Origin of the sequence: Brachybacterium fresconis (assembly GCF_017876515.1) — a bacterium.
Lineage (GTDB): Bacteria > Actinomycetota > Actinomycetes > Actinomycetales > Dermabacteraceae > Brachybacterium > Brachybacterium fresconis.
On record NZ_JAGIOC010000001.1, the window covers coordinates 1,296,597 to 1,318,328 of the forward strand.

Annotated in this window: 16 protein-coding genes; 1 reads left to right on the forward strand and 15 read right to left on the reverse strand. The window is 70.7% G+C overall.

Annotated features, from left to right (window positions below; translation table 11 throughout):
* The first annotated feature begins 220 nt into the window (after positions 1-220).
* A complete protein-coding gene (locus JOF44_RS05960; RefSeq protein WP_209888556.1) occupies positions 221-769 on the forward strand; it encodes a bifunctional DNA primase/polymerase in 549 nt (182 codons plus the stop codon).
* Between the two features lie 349 nt (positions 770-1,118).
* Here the strand turns inward: JOF44_RS05960 and JOF44_RS05965 are convergent, their stop codons facing one another.
* From JOF44_RS05965 to JOF44_RS06035, 15 genes are all read right to left on the reverse strand, one after another.
* On the reverse strand, positions 1,119-1,388 hold the full coding sequence (locus JOF44_RS05965) for a hypothetical protein (protein WP_245348868.1): 270 nt from the start codon (positions 1,386-1,388) through the stop codon (positions 1,119-1,121).
* A gap of 62 nt (positions 1,389-1,450) precedes the next feature.
* A complete protein-coding gene (locus JOF44_RS05970; RefSeq protein WP_209888560.1) occupies positions 1,451-1,750 on the reverse strand; it encodes a WXG100 family type VII secretion target in 300 nt (99 codons plus the stop codon).
* A 347-nt stretch (positions 1,751-2,097) separates the two neighbouring features.
* Positions 2,098-2,352: a hypothetical protein gene (locus JOF44_RS05975; protein WP_209888563.1), complete on the reverse strand. Its 255-nt coding sequence runs from the start codon at positions 2,350-2,352 to the stop codon at positions 2,098-2,100.
* Positions 2,353-2,429: 77 nt separating this feature from the next.
* A complete protein-coding gene (locus JOF44_RS05980) occupies positions 2,430-2,729 on the reverse strand; it encodes a WXG100 family type VII secretion target (RefSeq protein WP_209888560.1) in 300 nt (99 codons plus the stop codon).
* A gap of 167 nt (positions 2,730-2,896) precedes the next feature.
* On the reverse strand, positions 2,897-3,379 hold the full coding sequence (locus tag JOF44_RS05985; RefSeq protein ID WP_209888566.1) for a hypothetical protein: 483 nt from the start codon (positions 3,377-3,379) through the stop codon (positions 2,897-2,899).
* Positions 3,380-3,512: 133 nt separating this feature from the next.
* On the reverse strand, positions 3,513-3,782 hold the full coding sequence (locus JOF44_RS05990; RefSeq protein ID WP_342591682.1) for a WXG100 family type VII secretion target: 270 nt from the start codon (positions 3,780-3,782) through the stop codon (positions 3,513-3,515).
* A gap of 208 nt (positions 3,783-3,990) precedes the next feature.
* Positions 3,991-8,454, reverse strand: a complete 4,464-nt coding sequence (locus JOF44_RS05995; protein ID WP_209888569.1) for a type VII secretion EssC family protein — start codon at positions 8,452-8,454, stop codon at positions 3,991-3,993.
* Positions 8,455-8,621: 167 nt separating this feature from the next.
* On the reverse strand, positions 8,622-9,341 hold the full coding sequence (locus tag JOF44_RS06000) for an FHA domain-containing protein (protein ID WP_209888571.1): 720 nt from the start codon (positions 9,339-9,341) through the stop codon (positions 8,622-8,624).
* Positions 9,342-9,422: 81 nt separating this feature from the next.
* Positions 9,423-11,060, reverse strand: a complete 1,638-nt coding sequence (locus tag JOF44_RS06005; RefSeq protein ID WP_209888573.1) for a serine/threonine-protein kinase — start codon at positions 11,058-11,060, stop codon at positions 9,423-9,425.
* On the reverse strand, positions 11,057-13,786 hold the full coding sequence (locus JOF44_RS06010) for an FHA domain-containing protein (protein ID WP_209888575.1): 2,730 nt from the start codon (positions 13,784-13,786) through the stop codon (positions 11,057-11,059). Before JOF44_RS06010 ends, JOF44_RS06005 begins: the two co-directional genes overlap by 4 nt.
* Positions 13,783-14,664, reverse strand: a complete 882-nt coding sequence (locus JOF44_RS06015) for a PP2C family protein-serine/threonine phosphatase (protein ID WP_209888577.1) — start codon at positions 14,662-14,664, stop codon at positions 13,783-13,785. Before JOF44_RS06015 ends, JOF44_RS06010 begins: the two co-directional genes overlap by 4 nt.
* Positions 14,661-16,817: an RDD family protein gene (locus JOF44_RS06020; protein WP_209888579.1), complete on the reverse strand. Its 2,157-nt coding sequence runs from the start codon at positions 16,815-16,817 to the stop codon at positions 14,661-14,663. Before JOF44_RS06020 ends, JOF44_RS06015 begins: the two co-directional genes overlap by 4 nt.
* A complete protein-coding gene (locus tag JOF44_RS06025; RefSeq protein ID WP_209888581.1) occupies positions 16,817-19,330 on the reverse strand; it encodes a transglutaminase domain-containing protein in 2,514 nt (837 codons plus the stop codon). Before JOF44_RS06025 ends, JOF44_RS06020 begins: the two co-directional genes overlap by 1 nt.
* Positions 19,327-20,760 (reverse strand): DUF58 domain-containing protein, encoded by a 1,434-nt coding sequence (locus tag JOF44_RS06030; RefSeq protein WP_209888584.1) that lies wholly within the window; start codon positions 20,758-20,760, stop codon positions 19,327-19,329. The genes JOF44_RS06025 and JOF44_RS06030 overlap by 4 nt, the downstream gene beginning before the upstream one ends.
* Positions 20,757-21,731 carry an AAA family ATPase gene (locus tag JOF44_RS06035; RefSeq protein ID WP_209888587.1) on the reverse strand — a complete coding sequence of 325 codons (975 nt, stop codon included), beginning with the start codon at positions 21,729-21,731 and terminating at the stop codon, positions 20,757-20,759. The genes JOF44_RS06030 and JOF44_RS06035 overlap by 4 nt, the downstream gene beginning before the upstream one ends.
* Between the last annotated feature and the right edge of the window lies 1 nt (position 21,732).

Below are 21,732 nucleotides of genomic sequence, written 5' to 3' on the forward strand. Positions count from 1 at the left end.
GTTCCGGGCCGTTCCTCTGTCTACGGCCGCGATCTCAGCGCCCAACCCCACCCCTGATGCCCCTCCCCCAGTCCCCGCTCCACACATCCTGCATAGTCGGGATTCCCTCCCCGACCCTCTGACCTGGTGTTTCGTCTGGATGCGTTGGTGTATCGAGAGCGCCATATCTGACTGTGCAGGTCACATGGTTTTATCCGTAACACTGAGGTAGGCTGGTGCCATGCCCAGGACATGCGAACAGTGCGGCGGCCGACTGGCCGTGACGGCGCGGCGCGACGCCCGGTTCTGTCAGGCGAAGTGCCGCGTGTACGCGCAGCGGCAGCGGACCGCGATCCCGGCCGAGCTGAGGTTCGCGGACCGGTGGACGCGCCGTGTCGGCAAGCGCCCGTTCACTCCGATGGGGTCGTCGGCAGCGTCGACCAGGCCGGGGACGTGGAGCACGTACCGGGACGTTCGCGCGTCGAAGCTCGGCGACGGGATCGGGTTCATGCTGGGCGCCGGCTTCGCCTGCCTCGACCTGGATCACTGCGTGAGCCCGGACGGCAGCATCTCCGAGCTCGCGCAGCACGCCCTGGCCGTGAACCCCGATGCGTGGGTAGAGCTGTCCCTCTCCGGCACGGGCCTTCACGTCTGGGGGCTCATGCCCGAGGGTCCGGGGCGCAAGCAACACGGCCTCGAGGTCTACTCCAAGTCGAGGTTCATCGCCCTGGGCAGCACGTACCGACAGGGCGGGCTGTACCCGCTGCGAGTGCCCGAGCTGGTGGCGTGATCGCTCCCCGGATCAGGTGAGGTCGCAGTCCGCAGAAAGTCCGCAGGAGGTCCCGCGGAGCACGTCGAGCCTCAGTAGACCACCGTGGAGTCAACGCAGGTCAACGCGGATTCTCCGTACTTTGCGGGATCGCGCAGAACCCCCGGAACAGTTCACGAACTACCGCTGACGAGGAGCCGCCCGGTCCGCGGCACGGGCGCGGCCCGGACGCGGCGCGGCGCCGGCCCGGTACGTGGCCAAGGCCGGGGCAGGGCGAAGGCACCGGGTCGCGGCGAAGGCCCTCGCGCACGGCGAAGGCCCCGTCCCCCACCATCGGGGAACGGGGCCTTCCACTCGCCAGCTCAGGCGATCACTGCTGATTCGAGGTCGTGTCCTGCTCCTCAGCATGCTGGTTCAGCAGCTCCGAACGACGCTGGAACGCATCGACCAGATTCGTCACCGGACCGGACACGAACGAATTCCACTCATCCAGATACGCATCATAGTCCGGACCGATCCACTCGACCGAGGTCACCACGCTCGACACGCTGTCGATCGCATCGAGCACCTGCGACCCCGCATCGCCGACCGCACTCGCGACCTCACGACCGTCCTCCGGATTCATACCCTTGAAAGCCATCACAAACCCCTCACAAACACATCAGAACAACAAGCAAAAAAGAAGAAAGTACCCGCCGGAACTCAGGCAGACGCCTCACGCTGAGCATTCGCATTCCGCGACGCACTATCCGAGAGCTCCGTGGTCCGCTGCACCAACTGATCGATCATCTGACCGAGCTCACTCTCGAACTCGCTCACGAACTGATCACGGTCCTCACCGGTCCAATCCAGCTCCGACACCCGCCCCTGCACCTGCGTGTAGATCTGACGAGCCTGCTCACCGGCCTCGGTGATCCGAGTACCCATCTGCTCGACGGCCTCCGGGTTCATACCCTTCTTCATGGTGTCCTCCATGTCGTGGTTGTCATCATCCCCACCCATCAGAGCCGAACTCCACGACCACCGGCCGCTTCCACATCCCCATCCCTCCAGGTGATGACCCCACACTAGACGGACCGTCCCGGCCTGACCATGGGGACAACTCCCCATCGTCCTCCCCACCCCGGTTTCATGCTCTCCGCCCAGGTCACCGCGAATTTTCTGCTTCACAGCGGTTGTGGACAACAGGGAACTCCCCACCCGGTCGCCCCTGCGCGGGCATGGTCCGGGAGGGGGCCGGCCCCGGGTCATGGCGAAGGCCCCCGCGTACGGCGAAGGCCCTCGCGCACGGCGAAGGCCCCGTCCCCCACCATCGGGGAACGGGGCCTTCCACTCGCCAGCTCAGGCGATCACTGCTGATTCGAGGTCGTGTCCTGCTCCTCAGCATGCTGGTTCAGCAGCTCCGAACGACGCTGGAACGCATCGACCAGATTCGTCACCGGACCGGACACGAACGAGTTCCACTCATCCAGATACGCGTCATAGTCCGGACCGATCCACTCGACCGAGGTCACCACGCTCGACACGCTGTCGATCGCATCGAGCACCTGCGACCCCGCATCGCCGACCGCACTCGCGACCTCACGACCGTCCTCCGGATTCATACCCTTGAAAGCCATCACAAACCCCTCACAAACACATCAGAACAACAAGCAAAAAAGAAGAAAGTACCCGCCGGAACTCAGGCAGACGCCTCACGCTGAGCATTCGCATTCCGCGACGCACTATCCGAGAGCTCCGTGGTCCGCTGCACCAACTGATCGATCATCTGACCGAGCTCACTCTCGAACTCGCTCACGAACTGATCACGGTCCTCACCGGTCCAATCCAGCTCCGACACCCGCCCCTGCACCTGCGTGTAGATCTGACGAGCCTGCTCACCGGCCTCGGTGATCCGAGTACCCATCTGCTCGACGGCCTCCGGGTTCATACCCTTCTTCATGGTGTCCTCCATGTCGTGGTTGTCATCATCCCCACCCATCAGAGCCGAACTCCACGACCACCGGCCGCTTCCACATCCCCATCCCTCCAGGTGATGACCCCACACTAAGCGCGGTCCCCGCGGCGGTCGATGGGGAGAACTCCCCGTGCCGAGCTCCCCATCCCGTGCTCCCTGCGCGGCCCCGTCCGCCCCGCAGCGTGCCTCGGTCAGCTCAGGTCGATGCTCACCGAGTCCTGGATGGTGCGGACCACCTCGATCTCGTCCTCGGCAGACTCCGCCCCGCAGCTGCCGACGATCTCCAGCACGTCCACCGCCACTCCTGCGCGGTCCAGGACCGTGTACCGGGCGGCCTGCACCACGGTGGGCCGGCCGGGCTGGGTGTAGCCGTACTCGCTGGCGATCCAGGAGGCCCCCTCGATCTCGATCTCGCCGGTGCCGAGCTCCTCGAGCTCGGGAAGCGCCGCCTTGCGCTGCTCGAGGCCCGTCCGGGCCGCCTCGAGGGTGAAGTCGGGTCCGAAGCGCTGCACGGTCACGACGACGTTCGCGCGGAACTGCCCGTCGGTCCGAGGCTGGGCGACGGCCAGCTGGACCCCGGGGACCGTCAGCGTCTCCCAGTCGTCCGGGACCTCGACGGCGACCCGCGGCGGACCGGGAAAGTCCGCACTCGGGTACGAGATGCGCTGGGCCATGTGAATTCTCCATTCCGTCCACGGGTGACGGCGACAAAGCTACCAGGAACGGCGAAAACCCGAACGGATATCCGTTCGGGTTCCCATGCGCGTTCGCGGGAGCCGGCCGGCTCCTCGACGCGTGGCGGTCTCCTCAGGTCGTCGAGGCCGCGTCCTGCTCGGCGGCATTGCGGTCCGCCGTCTCCCCCAGCTCGTTGACGGAGTTCATGATCTGCTGCAGCGCGGGAACCATCTCCCCGGACCACTGGCCGCGGAAGCGGTCCGCGTCGGGCCCGGTCCAGTCGACCCCCTCCAGTCCCGAGGTGAGCTCCTGCTCGATCCGCGTGATCTCGTCGGCGGCCTCGCGCAGCTGGCCCGACATCCGACGGACCTCTTCGACGTTCATACCCTTCGTGGCGTTCACGGTGGATTCCCCTTCCTGGTGTCTCGCGACCGCGCCCGTTGAGTGCCCCGGCCCCTCCGTCGTGTTCGACATCCACACTGTAGAGCGGATGGGCGGGCCGGACCATGGGGAGGAGTCCCCATGGGGATAACTCGCCGCACAGGGCCTGCCGGCGAGGTCAGCAGGAGGCGCAGGCGCGGGGTGAGCACGCCGGCGCGACCGGAAGCGATCAGCCGGTGATCTGTGCGACCTGCAGTTTCATGGCGCGTCCGCTATGGATGAGGAATCCACGGCCTGCGGGGAAGTCCGCGCGACGGATCCTCCCCAAGCTGGTCCCCAGCAGCGAGTCGCCGTCCATGTCCCCGGGCTGGAGCAGCAGTCCGCGCCGGCCGGCCTTGAACGGCTGGGCGAGCACGTACGCCTGCGACCACGACGCGGACTCGTTCTCGCCGACGACGAACTGCCCCTCCCGGGTGCAGGCCCGGATCAGCTTGTCGAGGTCGTTCTCGACGCCGCTGCCGGTGAAGTCGGCGACCCCGTCGATGAACAGGGCCAGGCGCCCCTCGCCGACCGCGCCGGACTCGATGGTCCGGCGCAGCTGCGCCGCGAGCTCGCGGACGGTCTCCGGGTCCGATCCTTCCACGTCCCAGACCGGCAGCCCGGTCAACGGTGTACGGCGCGAGGAGAACCGCACCAGGCGCATCGGGGTCTCCATCGCCTTCAGGCCCGAGGCGATGGTCAGCATCGCGGTGGTGCGCCCCGATCCCATCGGACCGGAGACCATGAACGCCCCGCGCGGCTCATAGGCGATCTCGGCGAGGGTCTCGTCGGCCAGTCCCAGCACGGGGCGACCGTCGACCACGCCTCGCAGCTGGGAGAACTCCACCCGTTCGGGCAGGCGCCGGATCTCCGGGGCTTCGGGCACCCCGGCCCGGCGCATGGCCCGGGCGAGCTTGGAGACCTCCCGGGACTGGATGGCCACGTTCGCGTCACCGCCGTGGACGGCCACCTGCATCTCGTGTCCGGCCAGGATGGCGCGCCCGGCCGGCGAGCTGCCGTCCAGCACGTCCTTGGGCTCGCCGAACCCGGCGTAATCATCGATGTTGGACATGCGGTGGATGAGTCGACGCTGGATCGAGGATCCCAACGAGGTGGGGATCGCGCTGGGGCGATCACCGGTGACGATCACGTGCACGCCCACCTGGCGGCCGTCGGTCGCGATCTGCACGAAGGCCGTGAACCACTTGGAGAGGTTGGAGTAGTCGTAGGCCTCGCGGAAGGCCGCCATCCCGTCGACCAGCAGCAGGATGCGCGGCACGTCCGGGGAGCCGGAGAGCTCTCGGTACTCGGCCACCGACCCGGCCCGGACCTCGGCGAAGTCCCGGGCCCGGTCGTCGATCATCGCGCGCAGGGTGCGCAGCAGGCGGATCACGCGCTCCTCGTCGTCGCCGCCGACGATCGAGCCGACGTGCGGCAGCTCCTCGAGCATCGTCAGGCCCGAGGCACCGAAGTCCAGGCCGTAGACGTGGACCGGGCCGCCGCGCACCGTCGAGGCCGCGGAGATCGCGATCGTGCGCAGCGTGGTCGACTTCCCGGAGCCGCCGGTGCCGTAGATGGCCATGTTGCCGTCCCGGTCCGGGTAATAGGAGACGGTCGGCTGGGCCTGATCCTCCGGGACATCCATGACGCCCATGAGCAGCTCTTCATCGGTGCGCCGGGTGGGCAGCCGCGACAGGTCGTAGGCGTCGGCGAGTTCGGACAACCAGGGTTTGCGCGGGACGGGGACCCCGGCCTGCTCGGCCGCGCCGATGACGGTGTGGACCACGCGGGAGATGTCATTGGGTCCCGGGTCCGCGACCTCCTTGGTGACAGGGGCGGGGATGTCCCACTGCTCCCCGGTGCCGAAATCCTTCTCGACGATGTCGATGCGCGCCCGCTCGGGCTCATCGGTGGTCCAGCCGCCCGCGTACCCGGTCTGGAAGGTCGCGATCCGACCCGGGCCGGTCTTGGCCGCGGCACGGCCGGGGATGCTCGGGTCGAAGTGGGCGGCCATCTTGTCCCCGAGGATGTCCTTGGAATCGGCCTCGTCGGCCATCCGCAGCGCGATGCGCAGGTTGGTGTTGGCGCGCAGGTTGTCCTTGATGACCCCGGCGGGGCGCTGGGTGGCCAGGATCAGGTGCAGCCCCAGCGAGCGTCCACGGGCGGCGACGTCGACGACGCCGTCGACGAATTCGGGGATCTCCTTGGCCAGCGCCGCGAACTCGTCCACGATGATGATCAGGCTGGGCGGCGTCTCGGGATCGCCCGTGCGCTCCAGCGACACCAGGTCCTTGGCCTTCTTCCGGTTCAGCAGGTGCTCGCGGTACTGCAGCTCGGCGCGCAGCGAGGTCAGGGCGCGGCGCACCAGGTGCTGGGAGAGGTCGGTGACCAGGCCCACGGCATGGGGCAGCTCGATCGCGTCGGCGAAGGCCGCACCACCCTTGTAGTCCACGAACAGGAAGGTCACCCGGTCCGGGCTGTGAGCGGTGGCCATACCCATCACCCAGGCCTGCAGGAACTCCGACTTGCCGGCACCGGTGGTGCCGCCCACCAGAGCGTGCGGTCCGTTGGTGCGCAGGTCGAGGTGGTAGGCGTCCTGACCGTTGTGGCCGATCAGGCCGCGCAGGTTCGCGTCGTGCTTGAGCCGCTGCGGCTCCGACCCGTCCCGCGGGGTCAGGGAGTTGTTCTCCTTCCACCGCTCGATGATGTAACCGGGGTCCTCGGCCATCGCCATGCCGCCGAGCTTGAGATAGGAGATCGCGCGGGGCAGGTCCGAGTCGTCGTCGATCGGCACGCCCGCGTCGACCACCGGGGAGAGGTGGCGGGCGACGCCCGCGGCCACCTCGACGGAGACGGTCTCCACGGCCACCGGGTAGAACCGCTCCCCCAGGCGCACGTGTCCGGCGCTGGCGCCTTCCACGGCCTCCTCCACGGCGACGTAGGTGCGGCAGGCGGCGGGCAGCGCCGCGATGTTGGAGGCGCACCAGATCACGTGCACGCCGACGTCGGGACCGCGCTCGGCGATGCGCACCAGGCGGGCACGGTCGACGGGGGCGTCGTCCTCGATCACCACCACGAGGTTCGGCGTGATCGGCTCCGGCGGGATCTCCGGCTCCGCGGTGATGTCCGTGGTCATCGGGGTGCGCAGCGCCGCCGGGGCGTCCTCGGAGCGCTGGGAGATCAGCTCCTCGATCCGGGCGAGCAGGGAGGTGCAGCGGCCGGGGGTGTCGGCCAGATGATCGCCGGGCAGCGGGGAGTGCGGGCTCGAGGTGTGCGGCAGCCACTTCAGCCACTCCCACATGCCGCGGCTGGAGCGCGAGGTGATCCCGGCGATCGCCATCTCCGCCGGCGAGTGCAGGGAGAACATCTGGGTGACGAGGCCGCGGGCCACCCCGTCGGCCTCCTGACCGCCCCCGGCGACGCCGATGTTCCCGGCGTAGCGCAGCTGAGCGGAGATCGGCACCCCCGCGATCATCTTGTACTCCTCATGCATGTCGTCGAGCATGTCGTAGTACATGGGGATCGCATCGTTCTCCGCCGGCATCTCGATGCCCACGCGGGATTCCGCCACGCCGAGGCCGAGGCGCACCGTGGCGAAGGCGCTGTGCTCGGGGCGGTGCGTCCACAGCAGACGGCCCAGCCGGAATGCGGCATCGACCGTGTCGGCCGCCGAGGGCGTCTCGACCAGTCGCACCGCCCGCTCGAGGTCCTGGGCCGCGGTGACCCGCCGCTTCAGGGAGGCCAGTCCGTCCTCGAAGTTCTTGATCTGCTGCTCGAGCTGCTTCTTCTGCTGGAACTTGCGGTTGAGGTACCCGGCGGTGGCCATCATCGGCATCATGAACACGAACATGAGCGAGAAGGGACTCCGGGTGATCGAGAACATGAGCCCGCCCATGAGGAGCGGGGCGAACATCATGAAGATCGGGAAGAACTGCGGATTCGGTTCCTTCGGCGGCGTCGGGGACTTCAGCGGCCGATACGGGAAGCGGGGCACCACGCGCGGGGAGCGGTTGAACTCCACCACCGGGGAGCTCGGCGCGGTGCCGCCCAACCGGTGCAGGGCGATCACCGAGAACGTGGTCTGGCCGATCAGGACCGTGTCGGCGGGACCGATCACGGCGCGCTGGACCTGCTCACCGCCGATCACGACGCCGTTGGAGGATTCCAGGTCGACGATCTCGATCGACTCGCCGACGTTGATGCGGGCGTGGCGCTTCGAGAGCATCGGGTCGGAGATGCGGATGTCGAGGTCGCCTTCGCGGCCGACGACGCTCGAGCCGCTGGGCAGGGGGAACTCGCGCCCCGCTTCGGGTCCGGAGAGCACTCTCATCAGGGCGACCGCCGCCCCGCGGGATTCGGAGCGGGTGGCGTACTCCTGGGATGAGCGCGCGATCGAGACGACGCTGCCGGAGCGCAGGCCGGCCTGGATCAGGTCGATCTCACGCTCCAGGGACCGCAGACCGTTGGCCCCCGGCCCGGCGCCGGGGTCCTGGACCTGCAGGGTCAGGCCCTCCGGGGGGTCGACGTCGTCGCGCAGCGGATCGGCCAGGTACAGCGCATTGGCCACATCGGCCACGGACGCCGTGGCGTCGGCCGTGACCTCGAGATCCGTCAGCCGGTCCTCGGGCCTGCGCAGCGTGAGCTTGATGCGCATCCGTCGTCCTCCCCCTGGCGGGCTCCTCGCCCGTCCTCCCGGGCCGTCCTGATCGGACGGTCCGCTCCATCATCGTGTGTCCTCGCACCGGTCCGGATCGGCCGGTCGATCAGTCCGTGCCGGTCAGCCCCCGGCGCCATGAGCCCTCGCCGTCCGGGCCGCACGGGTCAGTCCTCCTCCTGACCGGCCTCCTCCGGGGCCTGGTCCAGCAGCGGCAGATCGTCGGTGGTGACCAGGCGGGAGAAGACGGCATGTTCGACGAGGCGAGCGCGCCGGTTGCTGGCCAGCTTGCCGGGGCCTCCGCGCAGCCCCCGCACCCCGAGGCGGTCGAGCTTGTCGCAGACGTTGTCCAGCTTGCGGTTGAACTTCGTCATCTGCCAGCCCAGTCGCTGGGAGGCCTGAGCCGACGTCGGCACCGAGCTCATGCCCGAGCCCTCCCGGGTCAGCATCCCTTCGGCCAGGGCGAGGATCAGCAGCTTCTGGCTCGGGGTGAGCTGCACCGCGCCGACGGTCGTCTCCCCTGCCGGGTCGTCCGGGCCCGCCGTCCGGGCGAACTCGGGGGATTCGGCGTGGACGGAGAAGTCATAGGTGGTCGGCCCCGCCGTGAAGACGACCTTCGTCTCGTCGAAGACCAGCGGGATGCGGGCCCCCGGCGCCAGCCAGGCCTGCATGGACCCGGAGCCGTCGGTGATCGTCGCCGACAGCCGGGACCCGATGTTGGCCAGCCACCACATCGATTCGACCTGGACGATGGTGAGGAACCGGCGGTGCAGGAACGGATTGTCCTCATCGACGGTGAGATCGGCCTCGCGGCCGATCGTCAGCTCCTCCCCCTCCTCGGCGCGGTACCACTCACCGCAGAACTCGACCGAAATCGTCGACGCCATCGTCTCCCTCTCCCCTCTGTCGTCCCAGCTCGCCAGGTCGTGGCGCGCTGCCCGACCATCCGTCCCCGTGCACGGTACCGCTCACCCGTCCTCCAGGCAGGCCTGAACCGCGCCGCTGGCACCGCCGTTCTCATCGACGGTGACCACCTCGGCGCAGAGGTCCTCGATCCCCGGAGGGATCTCGAGCACCGTCGAGTTCTGTCCGTACACGTCCCTGCGCCCGGAGAACTCCTCATAGTTCTCGGGCAGGTCCTTCCAGTACACCTGGAAGTGGTCGCCCTCCTCGTAGTCCGCCGGATACGCCCACTCCACCTTCGCGCGCGCCGTGACGCCGCCCTCCTTCGCGGGCGCGATCTGCTCGACGCCGACGGATGTCGGCTTTCCCGGTGGTTCGCGCGGGGCATCGGGGGTGTTGACCTCGATCGTCGCCCGCTCCTTCTCCTCGGGAGCCACGAAGTACCGCACCCCCAGGGTCGCCCCGACGCCGACCAGGACGACCAGGACGGCGGCCAGGGTGACGAACGGCCAGGCCGGTGTCCTCGGTGTCTCCTCCTCCGGCTCCCGCTGCGGCGGTGGCAGCGGAGCGGGGCCGGAGGCCATCCGCGCTCCGGCGGGGCGCAGCTGGGTCGCCTCCCCGGGGGACGAGGACGCCGAGCTCGCACGGCCCGGCCCGGCCGGCGAAGCGGCCCCGAGCGCCGGGGCGACCCCGGCGAAGGGGTCCAGTCGGCGTCGGTCGCCGTGTCCGGTGGTCCCCGTCTCCGGGTCGACCGTGGCGACCTTCCGGATCCGGGTGTGCATGTCCATCTCGTCGTCCTCGGCGCTGTGCATCGCGGGGGTGCCGCGGTCGTCGAGGACGTCCATCTGGGTGACCGGCAGCGACAGCGCCAGCTCCACCTGCTGCAGGCCGCGGCCGAAGGCGAGCGCGGTGTCGTAGCGCCCGGCGGGATCCTTCGCCATCGCGATCGACAGCACCCGGTTCAGCTCCGGGGGCACGTCGGGCCGGTCCAGGGCCTCCAGCGGCTCCGCGGCGATGCGGTGGATGAGGTCGGAGGCGGTGTTGCGCTGTCCTCGACGCTCGAACGGGGTCCGGCCCGCCAGCAGCGAGTACACGGTCGCGGCCAGGGAGAACACGTCGCTGCGCACATCGGCGCGGGGCGGGTCGGCGAAGAACTCCGGAGGAGACCAGGGGATGGACATGCCCTGGGAGTCCTCGACCTCGTGCCCCTGCGCGGTGGCGATGGAGATCCCGAAATCGGTCAGGGCAGGGCGGCTGTAGTCGGTGACCAGGATGTTGGCCGGTTTGATGTCGCGATGCAGGATGCCGGCGCGATGCGCGGTCTCCACGGCCCCGGCGATCTGGACGCCGACCCGCAGCGCCTCGGCGACGGTGATCCGCTCCTTGCGGAAACGCACCCCGTAGTTCGGGCGCGGGCAGTACTCCATGACGATGTACGGCCGATGGTCGTCGGAGACCTCGGCCTGGTGGATCGTGACGATCGAGGGGTGGGTCGACATCTGCGCCATGACGTTGGCCTCGGCGTCGAACTGACGGCGCACCGAGTCGTCCAGCACGTTCGAGAGCAGCACCTTGATCGCGACCCGGCGCTGCGGGCGTGCCTGGCGGTAGAGGAAGACGTCCGCGAAACCGCCCGAGCCGAGGATCTGCTCGTACTCGTAGCCGGGCAGCCGCGGCGGTGGCGAGGGCGGCCGACTGCTCATGCTCGTTCCCTCATCCGCAGCTGGACGCCGTCGCCGAGATCGAGGACGTCTCCCTCGTGCAGCACCACGCCCTCCCGCGGGCGCAGCCGCAGCGGGTCGGCGCCCTCCCGGTACAGCGTGGTGCCGTTGGTGGTCCCCAGGTCGAGAGCGACCACGTGCCAGCCCTCGAGCCGCAGCTCGAGGTGCGAGCGGGAGATGTCCTGCTGCGGGCTCGGCACGGTGATCAGCTGCGGGACGTCGTGGACGCTGACGCGGGAGGCGCGGGGCCGGCGCCCGACGATCGCGGAGCGGTCCAGCACGAACCGGTCGCCGGTGGAGAGCTCGATGGCGCCCAGCGGTGGGCGGGCGACGGTCCGCGGCGTGCCGTGGAGCGGTCCGCCGCAGGCGCGGCAGGTCGAGCGCTCGGGGGAGTTCGCGTGCCCCGACGGGCAGACCAGACCGGACAGGGTGACCGTCCCCGCGGTGGGCTGGTCGGCGCCGGAGGCCGAGGACGCCCCGGGCGCTGCGGGGCCGCCGCGAGCGCCGTCATCGACTGGTCGGGCCGGGGGCCCGGAGGGCGCCACAGGATGCGGGGCATTCGCGTGACGATCCCCGATTGCTCCGGGGTCCACCCGGGGCGCGCCGTCGGACTGCCGGCCCTCAGGCTGCTGTCCGTAGGGCTGCTGGCCATAGGGCTGCCGATCGTAGGGCTGCTGGCCATATGGCTGCCGATCATAGGGCTGCCGTCCGTAGGGCTGCTGGCCGACCTGTGCGGAAGCGTCCACCGGCCCTGGCTGCGGCGCCGGAGGGCTCTCAGCCATGTGCACCTGCGGGTAGGCAGGCGCGGGGCGCGGGGGCGTCGCCGCCCGGCGCGCGGCGGTCCGGGCGATCTCCGGGGCCGTGCGGCCGACGCCGGGCACCCAGTCGATGAAGTCGCCGCCGGAGGCCGCGGGCGACGACTCGACAGGTGCTGCCGCAGCACCGTGGTCCTCGGCCTCCGCCTCCGGGGGTGCGGCGGCCGGCGGCGCGATCTCCTCGGCGTGCGGGCTCGGCGCCGCGTCCTCCGCCGGGTCGTCGTCCTCGTCGCGCCGCACTGCGGCGTCTTCGATCCGCCGGAAGACGGTCTTGCCGAACAGGTCGTCGTAGGCGCCGGTGCTGTCGAGATCGGGCGCTGAGGATCCGGCCGGCGCAGCGGCGCGACGCGGGCGCGGGGCGGGCACCTGCTCGTCGGGCTCCTCGTGCTCGCCATCGTCGATCGGAGCGATCCGGGTGATCGGCGCCCCGGATTTCTCGTCCGTTTCCGAGGCGGGCTCGGCCACCTCCTCGAGCGGAGCGACCTGGGTGTCCGAGGAGACGACCTCCTCATCCGTCTCGGGCGGCGCCGGGGTGGGGATCGAGGGCGGCGGGGTCGGTACCGCGGGTGCCGACGAGGCCTCCGGGACCGGTGATGCCTGCTCGGTCGGAGCCGCCGCCGGCTCAGCAGGTTCCGCTCCCCGGCCGGAGGGTGCGGGGTGCGACGCGGCCGGAGCGGCCGCCGGCTCGGCGGAGGCGGCTGACTCCCCCGCGGGCTGTCGGCCGGGTCGCTTGCGGTCGAACAGCGAGGTGCTCACCAGGCGTCGACGCGGGGCCGCCGGCGTCGCCGGGGCCGCTGCGGTTCCCGTGCTCGCCGGAGCGTCCGCAGCCCGCGTGGCCTCCGGCGCGGTGGTCGGCTCGGCGGCAGGGCGGGCGGTGGCAGCAGAATCGCTCGCGGATTCCGCGGCGTCGGCGGTGGGCTCGGTCGGCCCCGCCGCCGAGGGGGCGGCGGGATCGGTCGCCGGCACGGGTGCGGCGACCGAGGGCGCGGGCACCGGGGTCGGGGCTGCGGGGACCGGGGACGAGGCGGCGGGGGGCGGGGACGACGGCGCGGGTGTCGGCTCGGCCGGAGGCGTCGGCACGGATGCAGCGGCCGCAGCCGCCGGCCTCGCCTCCGCGAACAGTCCGTCGAACATATTGGGCCCGTCGGAAGCGGGCTCCGCGGCCGCGGCACGGGAGGATCCGCCTCGGGAGAGGGACGGAGGCATCTCCCCCGGCTTCCGGTCCGCGAGCTTCGGCGTGCGGGCGGACGAGGAGCTCGAGGCGGACGCGCCGGTGGAGGGCCGGGACGCCGGAGCCGGCTTGCTGGCGCGGCGCTTGGCGGCCTCCGGGTCCTCGATGGACCTGCCGTCCTTCTCGACCTGCGCCGCGAGGTCGGCGCGGGCCTCCTCGTCCAGCTCCGCGGGGTCGATCACCATCTGCACGAATCCCCGCACCCGGGCGACACCGGAGGAGACGCGCGGAGCACCGACGGGCTCCTCGACAGGCAGATCGCCGAACGCGATGCGGCGCACGCCCTCGAGGGTCGTCAGGACGAACGGCTCCTCGTCGGTCCCGGCGACCTGCTGGGCACCGTCGGCGGTGTAGACCGCGAGGGGCGTCCTGCCCTTCACCCCGAGGGTGGCGGTGGTGCCGTGGACGACGCCGAACAGGATCGCGGCGAGCGTGTCGGCGCTCTCGAGCCCCGCCTCCTCGACCAGTGTGTCGAGGAGGACCTCGGCGGCGGGGGCGTCCCCCAGCACGGTCCAGGCGGCCTCAATGACCTCCTTGCGCGTGCCGGGGACCAGGACCGCCCAGCCGGCTTCGCGGACGACGAGCGTGGCGGGGCCCTGCTGGGTCCAGGTGCCGAGTCCGAGCAGGGGGGCCGGAGCGGTCGCCTCGGTCTCCTCGGTCATCGACCACTGCCTCCGGTCTCGGGGATCCCCCGGGGCAGGGTGTCCTCGTCGATCTCGAACTCGTCGTCCGCGGAGTCGGCGCTGCTGCCCGCGGTGTCCTCGGAGGCCAGGGACAGGCCGATCACCTCGACCGCCTCGACGACGACGACGCTGACGTTGTCGCGGCCGCCGCCGTCCAGGGCCAGACGCACCAGGTCCTTGCTGAGCGTGCGCACGTCGGCGGGCCCGCGCAGCGTGCGCTCGATGGTCGAGTCGTCGACCTCGCCGGTGAGCCCGTCGGAGCAGATCAGCATCCGGTCGCCGACCTCGGCGGGGATCAGCCAGTAATCGGGATCGGACTCCGGTCCGGCGCCGAGCGCACGGGTGACCATGTGCCGATACGGGTGCACGCGGGCTTCCTCGAGGGTGAGCTCGCCGCGGTCCATGAGCTCCTGGACCACCGAGTGATCGACGCTGACCTGCTCGAAGATCTCACCCGACAGGCGGTACACCCGGGAGTCGCCGAGATTGAGCACCACCCAGTAGCCGATGCCGTCCAGGACCATGGTGGCGACTGCGGAGACCGTGGTGCCCGCGCCCAGGGTGGACTCTCCCCCGAGCTCGCCGATCCGGTCCGCGGCGCTGCTCAGCGCTTCGCCGAGCTGCTCGACGGTGACGTTCTCCTGGATCGTGAGCTTCTCGAACTCCTCGACCGCGATGGCGCTGGCGACTTCACCGGCGTTGTGACCCCCCATGCCGTCGGCGACCAGGTAGATCGGCGAGGCGTCGAGGATGCTGTCCTCGTTGGTGGCCCGCACATGCCCGACGTGCGTCGCCGAGGCGGAGACGACGCGGACCGTTCCATGGACATCGGGATCGGACAGGGACCGCTCGATCACTGCTCCCTCTCCACCGACAGCGTCCGGTCACCCAGGGTGACCTGCGCGCCGGATGGAAGCACCGTCGGCGAGTTCGGGACCAGACTCTCTCGCGAGCCGTCCTCCCGCACGACGCTCGAACCGTTGGTCGACCCGAGATCGGTGACGACGACGTCCTGACCGGTGCCATCGATGCGCAGGTGCGTCTTGGAGACCGAACGGGTCTCGTCCTTGAGCACGAACAGCACGTCCTGGCCGTCGGAGGAGGGGTTGCGACCGATCACCACGGCCTTGTCCACCACGCGATCGGAGCCGTCGTCGGCCGTCAGGCGCACCCTCTTCACCGGGGGCATCGGCACGGCGGAGACGCGCGTCTGCTCCAGGTCCTCGATCGACTCGTCGGGAACCGTCAGCCGGGTCTGCTCGTCCACGCCGTCGTCGGTTCCGCCCCAGGCATCGCCGGTGAGCTCGTCCGGAGCCCCTGCCGGCTCCCCGGTCGGCGGAGGCCCCGCCCCCTGTGCGTCCGCGCTCTGAGCCGGGACGGGATCCGCCGACGGGGTCGGTGCCCGGTACGGGGACTGCTGCGCCGGATCACCGTACGATCGTGCCGGCTCCGGCTCCTGCGGGGCCCGCTCCGGGAACGGCTGCGGGGCAGCCAGGCCGTCGGAGGGTGCCGGCTCCTGCGAGGCCTGCTCGCCGTAGGAGGGTGCCGGCGGCTGCAGGGCGTCCGGTGCGGTGCCCCAGGACTCCTGCCCCGCGGGTTGGTCCGGCGCGGGAGCGTACTGGTCCTGGCCCCATGATGCCTGCGAGGCGGCCGGAGGCTGCTGGCCCCACTGCGGCTCCGGCCGGCTCTGCGCCGAGGGCTGACCCCACTGCGCCTCGGACTGCACCGGGGGCTGACCCCACTGCGGCTCAGGCTGGGCCTGTGCGGGAGGCTGCGGGGACTCGGACTGCTGGGCGACCGGCTGCACGGGCGGTGGCGCCCAGGCGCTCCCGGCATCCTGCGCGGCCGGGACGGCGGGTTCCTGCGCCGACGGGGCCGAGGACCAGGGCGAGGCGCTGATCGGCGCGTCGGTGGCCGAGGAGCTGCTCGGGGCCGAGGGGGCGTACGGGCTCGCACCGGCCGGAGCGTCGGTGCCCCATCCGCCGTCGGATCCCTGTCCGGAGGGACCCTCGCTGCCGTCGTGCCAGGCGGCGCCCGGTTCGGCCAGGAGGTTCTCATGGGCGCTCACGGCCACCGAGGGGTCGCCCAGGTAGTGGTCGTTGCTCGCGCGCTCGAAGTCGTCGCGGCGGGGTACGAAGGGATTGCGGCCGGCCTTGACGTCGACCACGACGGAATCGATCGCCCGGTCGTGGAAGCCGCGCAGGATCTTCTTCGGATCGATGAAGATCGACAGCCCCATCAGCCACGGGATGATGCCGTACAGCACCCAGCGGCCCAGCGCCCGCAGGAATCCGATGCCGCCGCCTGCGCTGAACCGCGTGATGCGCAGCCCCATGATCAGCTTGCCGAGGGTGAACCCCTTGGCGCCGGACAGCCAGATCATCAGGATCGAGTACGCCAGCGGCAGGGCGACGCCCACGCCGAGCAGGATGTACGGGAGCACGGCACCGGGATCCTGCACCAGCAGGACGATGCCGATCACCAGCGGGATCATGACCAGGAATGCGATCACGCCGTCGATCAGGACCGCCACGAGGCGCTTGAGGGGGGACGCCGGGATGCAGCCGTCCAGCGGCGGCTCCATCTGCGTTCCCTGCCCGGGGCCGGGCCCCGCGGCGTCCGGGCTCCACGCCGGAGCGGGTGCCGGCGGCGGTGACCCGGGCCCGCTGGGCTGGCCCGCGGAGGCTCCGGGACCGCTGGGGTTCATCGGTGGCTGAGTGACCATCATCTGATCGTACTGTTCCCGGGGGCGCAGCGTCGTCGACCCGGGCTCCTTCGGAGTCAGGGACTCCCGGGAGATCAGCTCGATGCCCTCGTCGTCCTCCTCGTCCTGCTCCCGCTTCCCGAGGTCGCGGGAGCGGGCCCTCGGAGGCGTCGACCAGGCCCCGGGAGCGTCCGTGGCGCGGCGCTCGTACGGCGAGGCCTGGTAGCGCGCCCCGCACTCACCGCAGATCACGGCCCCTTCGGTCAGCAGCGTCCCGCAGGTGCTGCAGTATCGCGTCCGGCTCATCAGGTCGAACCCTTCCTCGACGACTTCTTCGCTCTGCTCTTCTGCACGCTCCGCAGCGACGACCTGCGCCGACGCATGGCCTCGGCACGGCGCTGGGCCTTCTCCCGGGCGCGGGTCGTGGCCCGCTGCCGCTTCTGCTCCGCCCGACGGTCCTGGGACCGGCTGCGGAAGGAGCGCAGGGAGATCGCCGACCGCAGCTTCTTGTGCCAGGGCACCGCAGCGGTCATGTCATGGCGGGCGGTCATCACGTGCGACCAGTACTCGTCGGCCGCCGGCTCGGCGAGGTCGTCGGGGCCGAAGACAGCGCGATCGGCCCGACCGGCGAGGGTCAGAGCGCCCAGCTCGGGCAGGTCCGCGTGCAGGCGGGCGGCGGTCTCGGCGCGCGTCATGTTCGGGTCCGGCTTGCGCCCGAGATCCGTCATGAGATCGAGGATCTCCTGCCAGCCGCCGTCGATGCGATCCGGCGGCCCGCCCCGCGTGCGTCGCCGTCCGCGACGGACCGACTTCGCCACGATGACCGCCACGACGGCGAGGATCACCAGCAGGACGGGGATCATCCCGAAGGCGGCGTAGACGACCCAGGAGGTGGTCTCGTCGGTCTCTTCCTCGTCGTCCTCGGAATCATCGCTCATCGCGCCGGGCGGCGGGCTCGGCGGTTCCGCCGGCGGGGGCGGAGGCTGCGCGACCTGCGGCAGAGGCTTGTCGACTTCCTTGGGCTCGGGCTGCGTGGGCTCCTCGTCCTCCTCGGGCGCCGGATCGAAACGCTCCCAGCCCTGTCCGTCGAAGGCGACCTCGACCCAGGCCGTGACATCGTCACCGGTGATGGAGACGGTCCCGTCCTGCCCCTCGGGGACCTCGAAACCCATCACCACGCGGGCGGGGATGCCGATGGATCGGGCCAGCACGGCCGTCAGCGCCGCGAACTGCTCCTCGTCACCGATCTTGCCGAGCGGCTGCGCGTCGTCACGATCCTCGTCGAAGCCGATCGGCTCGAGCATGGCGAGCAGGCGGCTGGCGCCGTGGCCGGGCAGGGAGGCGGCATCGTCTCCGAGGCCGTGGGAGAAGTAGGCCTCTGCCTTGATGCCCCGCTGCAGATTGGCGAATCGCTCGTAGTCGGACTCCGAGGTCCCGGCCCACTCCTCGGCGATGGCTGCCATCTTGTCCATCCGCGAGTTCGGCGGCAGCTCGATGTCCGCGAAGCGCGCCGTCTTGATCTCCTCGGTGGACATCGGCGCGTACGGCTCGTAGAGCAGGTCGTAGGTGTCGCCCTGGCGCAGACCGGAGGCGTTCACCGCGGTCTGGGACTTCTCGTTGAGGTAGAGGTTCTCCGCGGTGGCGCCGGCCCGATCGATGGGCATCTCGTCGATGTCGATGCGGTCGGTGCGCTGCCCGAGCGTGGGCATCCAGACGCCGGAGTACGCCCCGATCGTGACCGTCGAGGTGCGCTGGTCGGGGCCGGCCTCGTGGAGGTTCACCCCGGTGGCGGTGGGCAGGAAGGCGCCGGAGGCGCTGTCCTCGTCACGGTTGCCGGCGACGTCGTAGACATGCAGGTTGTACTGGTCCATCGTGGCCAGGCGCACCTTCGCGCCGCCCTCGACGCCGGTGACGGTGAACAGCTCCTCCTCACGCTGATTCTTGAGGTAGCCCCGGAACTCGCTCAGCGGCGAGACGTAGTCGTGCGGGTCGAACGGTGGGGTGATGTGGTTGCGCTGGGCGTAGCGGACGGTGCCCTCGGGCGGGTCCAGCAGCGCCTGGGCACCGACGGCGAGTCCGCCGGCCAGCGCCATGATCACGGCGCCGCCGATCACCCGTCGGCGCAGCACCGGGTTCTTCCACGAGCCCGGCCGCACGGTGTCGGAGATGATCGTGGACTGTGCGCTGTCCAGCCGTGCGCCTTCGAAGCGCCAGGTCAGCCAGCCCACCGAGATCACCGCGAACAGCACGCCGCGCAGCACCGGCAAGAACACGTCGGTGGTGCCGAACACGATGGCCAGGAGCACCAGCGCGATCGGGAACAGCCAGGCGAGAACGTAGAACCGGGTGCGCAGCACCACCGTCATGCCCAGCAGCGTCAGCAGCAGCACGCCGATCCACACCACGCCCAGCACGCCCTGGGCGGAGCCCACCGGCGATGCGACCGTCAGGGCCGCCTTCCAGCTCGTCACCGGGGCGAACAGCAGCTCCTTCAGGGAGCCGAGGCTCGGCACGATGCCCCAGATCGCCCGGGTGGGGGCGGCGAACATGGATCCGAACAGGAAATAGACCACGAGCACCACCGGGGTGATCCGCAGCGGTCCCCAGCGGAAGCGGGCGGCGATCAGGGCGATGAGGGTGCCGAAGACCATCGCCATGATCCCGGTCAGGAGGTACTGGATCCCGCCGTAGACCGTCTGGAAGCCCATCAGGGCCAGGAGGAGCAGGGCGGCCAGGACGGCGATGTCCGTCGCGCGCCGCCCGTGGGTGACGCTCGAGAAGTAGGTGGGGCGCGGGGCGCGGGAGCTGGTGGCGGTCATCGTCCCACCGCTCTCATCGCGCGGGCCAGGGTCTCGAGCGACCCGAGGGTGACCACGTCGAGGCCGCCGATCGCGGAGCGCTTGACCTCGGCATCGTCCACGCAGCGGATCGCCACGGCCATCACCCCGATCGGAAGCTGGTTGGCGGCGGAGTTCAGCTCGCGCGCCGTGGTGTGGGATCCGACGACCATCATCACCGCGGAGGCGTTGGCGGCCAGGTCGGTGGCCTTCTGGCCCAGCTCATGGAAGGAGATCTTCTCCTTGAGCGGGTCGATGACGGTGTAGTCGTCCATCAGCCGACGGAACGTGCTGGTGCGCTGGCGCGCCTCGAAGGTGAAGGGGGTCAGCTCCTTCTCCTCGCGCAGGGTCTGGGCGGAGATCGAGGCCGCGATGGAGACGGCCAGCTCGAACTCGTCGTCGCTGGCGTAGTGCTCGGCGAGGTTGTCCAGCGCGACGACCACGTGGGAGCGGCGGGTCTCCTCGAACTGGCGGACCATGAGCTTGCCGGTGCGAGCGGTGGTGCGCCAGTGGACGTGGCGGCGATCGTCGCCGGGCGCGTAGTCGCGCAGGGCGTGGAAGGCGATGTCGGAGCTGGAGAGATCCGAGGACGGGGTCCCCTCCAGGTCGCGGAGGAAGCCGCTGGCCGCTTCGTCCAGGCGCACGGTGCGCGGGTGGACGTACAGCTCCTGTGCCTTGGCCCAGGTCACCTGGCGGCGCATCAGCGAGAGCGGGTCGTCGCGGACGGATCGCACCGGCCCGACGACCAGCACCGCACGCCGCTTGGTGGGGACCGCGAACAGCTCTTCGTGCTCGCCGCCGGCGTCCAGGCGCGGCACCATGAACTGGGCGGTGGCCGCGCCGACGGCCAGCTCGATGCGGGAGGGCAGGATGGGGCGCTGGGTGGGGTTGGCGACCTCGACGCGGCCGACGGCCCGGGTCCCGACCACGACGCGGTGCGTCTGCAGGTCGAGGGTGACCTGGTAGCTGGACCTGCCGAGGACGAACAGCCCGGCGATCACCAGCGGCACCGTGAGGACGAGGGCCACCACGTTCAGCTCGGTCAGGTGCAGCAGCAGCCCCAGGACCCAGCAGGTCACGGCGACGGCGAAGACGGCCCAGCCGATCGGGGAGACGACGTCCAGGGCCGGGTGGACGCGGCGCATCCACAGCTCGACCAGGCGGTCCCTGACGCCGGCGAGGCCGGTGCTGCGCGGGGTCCCGCCCGTCCCCGGGGCGTCGGCCGACGACCCCGCATCCGCCGAGGAGCCGGAGCCCGCGGGCGACCCGCTCGAGGAGTTCGTGGCCCCGCGGCGCCGATCCCTCGCCTGGGCTCGCTTCCCGGCCTTCGTCGCGGCACGCCGCTTCTTCGCCGCGGCCTTGGCGACCTTGGCGTCGGCGGTGTCGGTGGGGAGGGAGGACTCGGGACTCATGCGGACTGCTGACGCGCCTGGGGAGGCGCCACCTCGCTGAGGATCTTGGTCATGACGGTCTGAGCCGTGGTGCCCGCGAACTCGGCTTCGGGATCGAGCACGAAGCGGTGCAGCCACACGGGCTCGACCAGGTGCTTGACGTCGTCGGGGATGACATAGTGGCGGCCGTTGACCGCGGCCCACACCTTGACCGCGCGCATGAGGGCGATGGCGCCGCGGATGGACACGCCCACGCGCACCTCCGGGGCGAGGCGGGTCTCCTCCATCAGGCGCGAGACGTACTCGAGCACCGCGGGGTCCACGTGCACGGTCGAGGCCAGCTCGGTCATGTCGTTGACGGCCTGCAGGGAGATGCGCGGGCTGAGCTGGCTGGAGCGGTCACGCAGCGCGGAGCCCTGGAGGATCTGCACGCTCGAGGCGTGATCGGGATAGCCCAGCGAGGTCTTCATGAGGAAGCGGTCCAGCTGCGCCTCCGGGAGGCGGTAGGTGCCGGCCTGCTCGATCGGGTTCTGGGTGGCGATGACCAGGAAGGGGTCGCCGACCTCATGGGTCACGCCGTCCACGGTGACCCGCCCCTCCTCCATGACCTCGAGCATGGCCGACTGGGTCTTCGGAGAGGCGCGGTTGATCTCGTCCGCCAGCACGATGTTCGCGAACACAGGGCCCTTGTGGAACTCGAAGGACTTGGTGTTCTGGTCGTAGATCGTCACGCCGGTGACGTCCGAGGGCAGCAGGTCCGGGGTGAACTGGACGCGGGTGCTGGTGCCCTGCACGGTCGCGGCGATCGAGCGGGCCAGGGAGGTCTTGCCGGTCCCGGGAGCGTCCTCGAGCAGCACATGGCCGGGGGCCATCATCGCGGTCAGCACGAGGCGGACCACCTCGTTCTTGCCCAGGACGGCCTGTCCCACGCTCTGGACGAGCTTGTCGAAGGTGTCGGCGAACCAGCGGGCCTGTTCAGGGGTCATGCTCATG

What these genes read in the sequence shown, in the direction of transcription:
- JOF44_RS05960 (WP_209888556.1), top strand. Translation starts at nt 221, where the DNA reads ATGCCCAGGACATGCGAACAGTGCGGCGGCCGACTGGCCGTGACGGCG.
- JOF44_RS05965 (WP_245348868.1), bottom strand. Translation starts at nt 1,388, where the DNA reads ATGGCTTTCAAGGGTATGAATCCGGAGGACGGTCGTGAGGTCGCGAGT.
- JOF44_RS05970 (WP_209888560.1), bottom strand. Translation starts at nt 1,750, where the DNA reads ATGGGTGGGGATGATGACAACCACGACATGGAGGACACCATGAAGAAG.
- JOF44_RS05975 (WP_209888563.1), bottom strand. Translation starts at nt 2,352, where the DNA reads ATGAATCCGGAGGACGGTCGTGAGGTCGCGAGTGCGGTCGGCGATGCG.
- JOF44_RS05980 (WP_209888560.1), bottom strand. Translation starts at nt 2,729, where the DNA reads ATGGGTGGGGATGATGACAACCACGACATGGAGGACACCATGAAGAAG.
- JOF44_RS05985 (WP_209888566.1), bottom strand. Translation starts at nt 3,379, where the DNA reads ATGGCCCAGCGCATCTCGTACCCGAGTGCGGACTTTCCCGGTCCGCCG.
- JOF44_RS05995 (WP_209888569.1), bottom strand. Translation starts at nt 8,454, where the DNA reads ATGCGCATCAAGCTCACGCTGCGCAGGCCCGAGGACCGGCTGACGGAT.
- JOF44_RS06000 (WP_209888571.1), bottom strand. Translation starts at nt 9,341, where the DNA reads ATGGCGTCGACGATTTCGGTCGAGTTCTGCGGTGAGTGGTACCGCGCC.
- JOF44_RS06005 (WP_209888573.1), bottom strand. Translation starts at nt 11,060, where the DNA reads ATGAGCAGTCGGCCGCCCTCGCCACCGCCGCGGCTGCCCGGCTACGAG.
- JOF44_RS06010 (WP_209888575.1), bottom strand. Translation starts at nt 13,786, where the DNA reads ATGACCGAGGAGACCGAGGCGACCGCTCCGGCCCCCCTGCTCGGACTC.
- JOF44_RS06020 (WP_209888579.1), bottom strand. Translation starts at nt 16,817, where the DNA reads ATGAGCCGGACGCGATACTGCAGCACCTGCGGGACGCTGCTGACCGAA.
- JOF44_RS06025 (WP_209888581.1), bottom strand. Translation starts at nt 19,330, where the DNA reads ATGACCGCCACCAGCTCCCGCGCCCCGCGCCCCACCTACTTCTCGAGC.
- JOF44_RS06030 (WP_209888584.1), bottom strand. Translation starts at nt 20,760, where the DNA reads ATGAGTCCCGAGTCCTCCCTCCCCACCGACACCGCCGACGCCAAGGTC.
- JOF44_RS06035 (WP_209888587.1), bottom strand. Translation starts at nt 21,731, where the DNA reads ATGAGCATGACCCCTGAACAGGCCCGCTGGTTCGCCGACACCTTCGAC.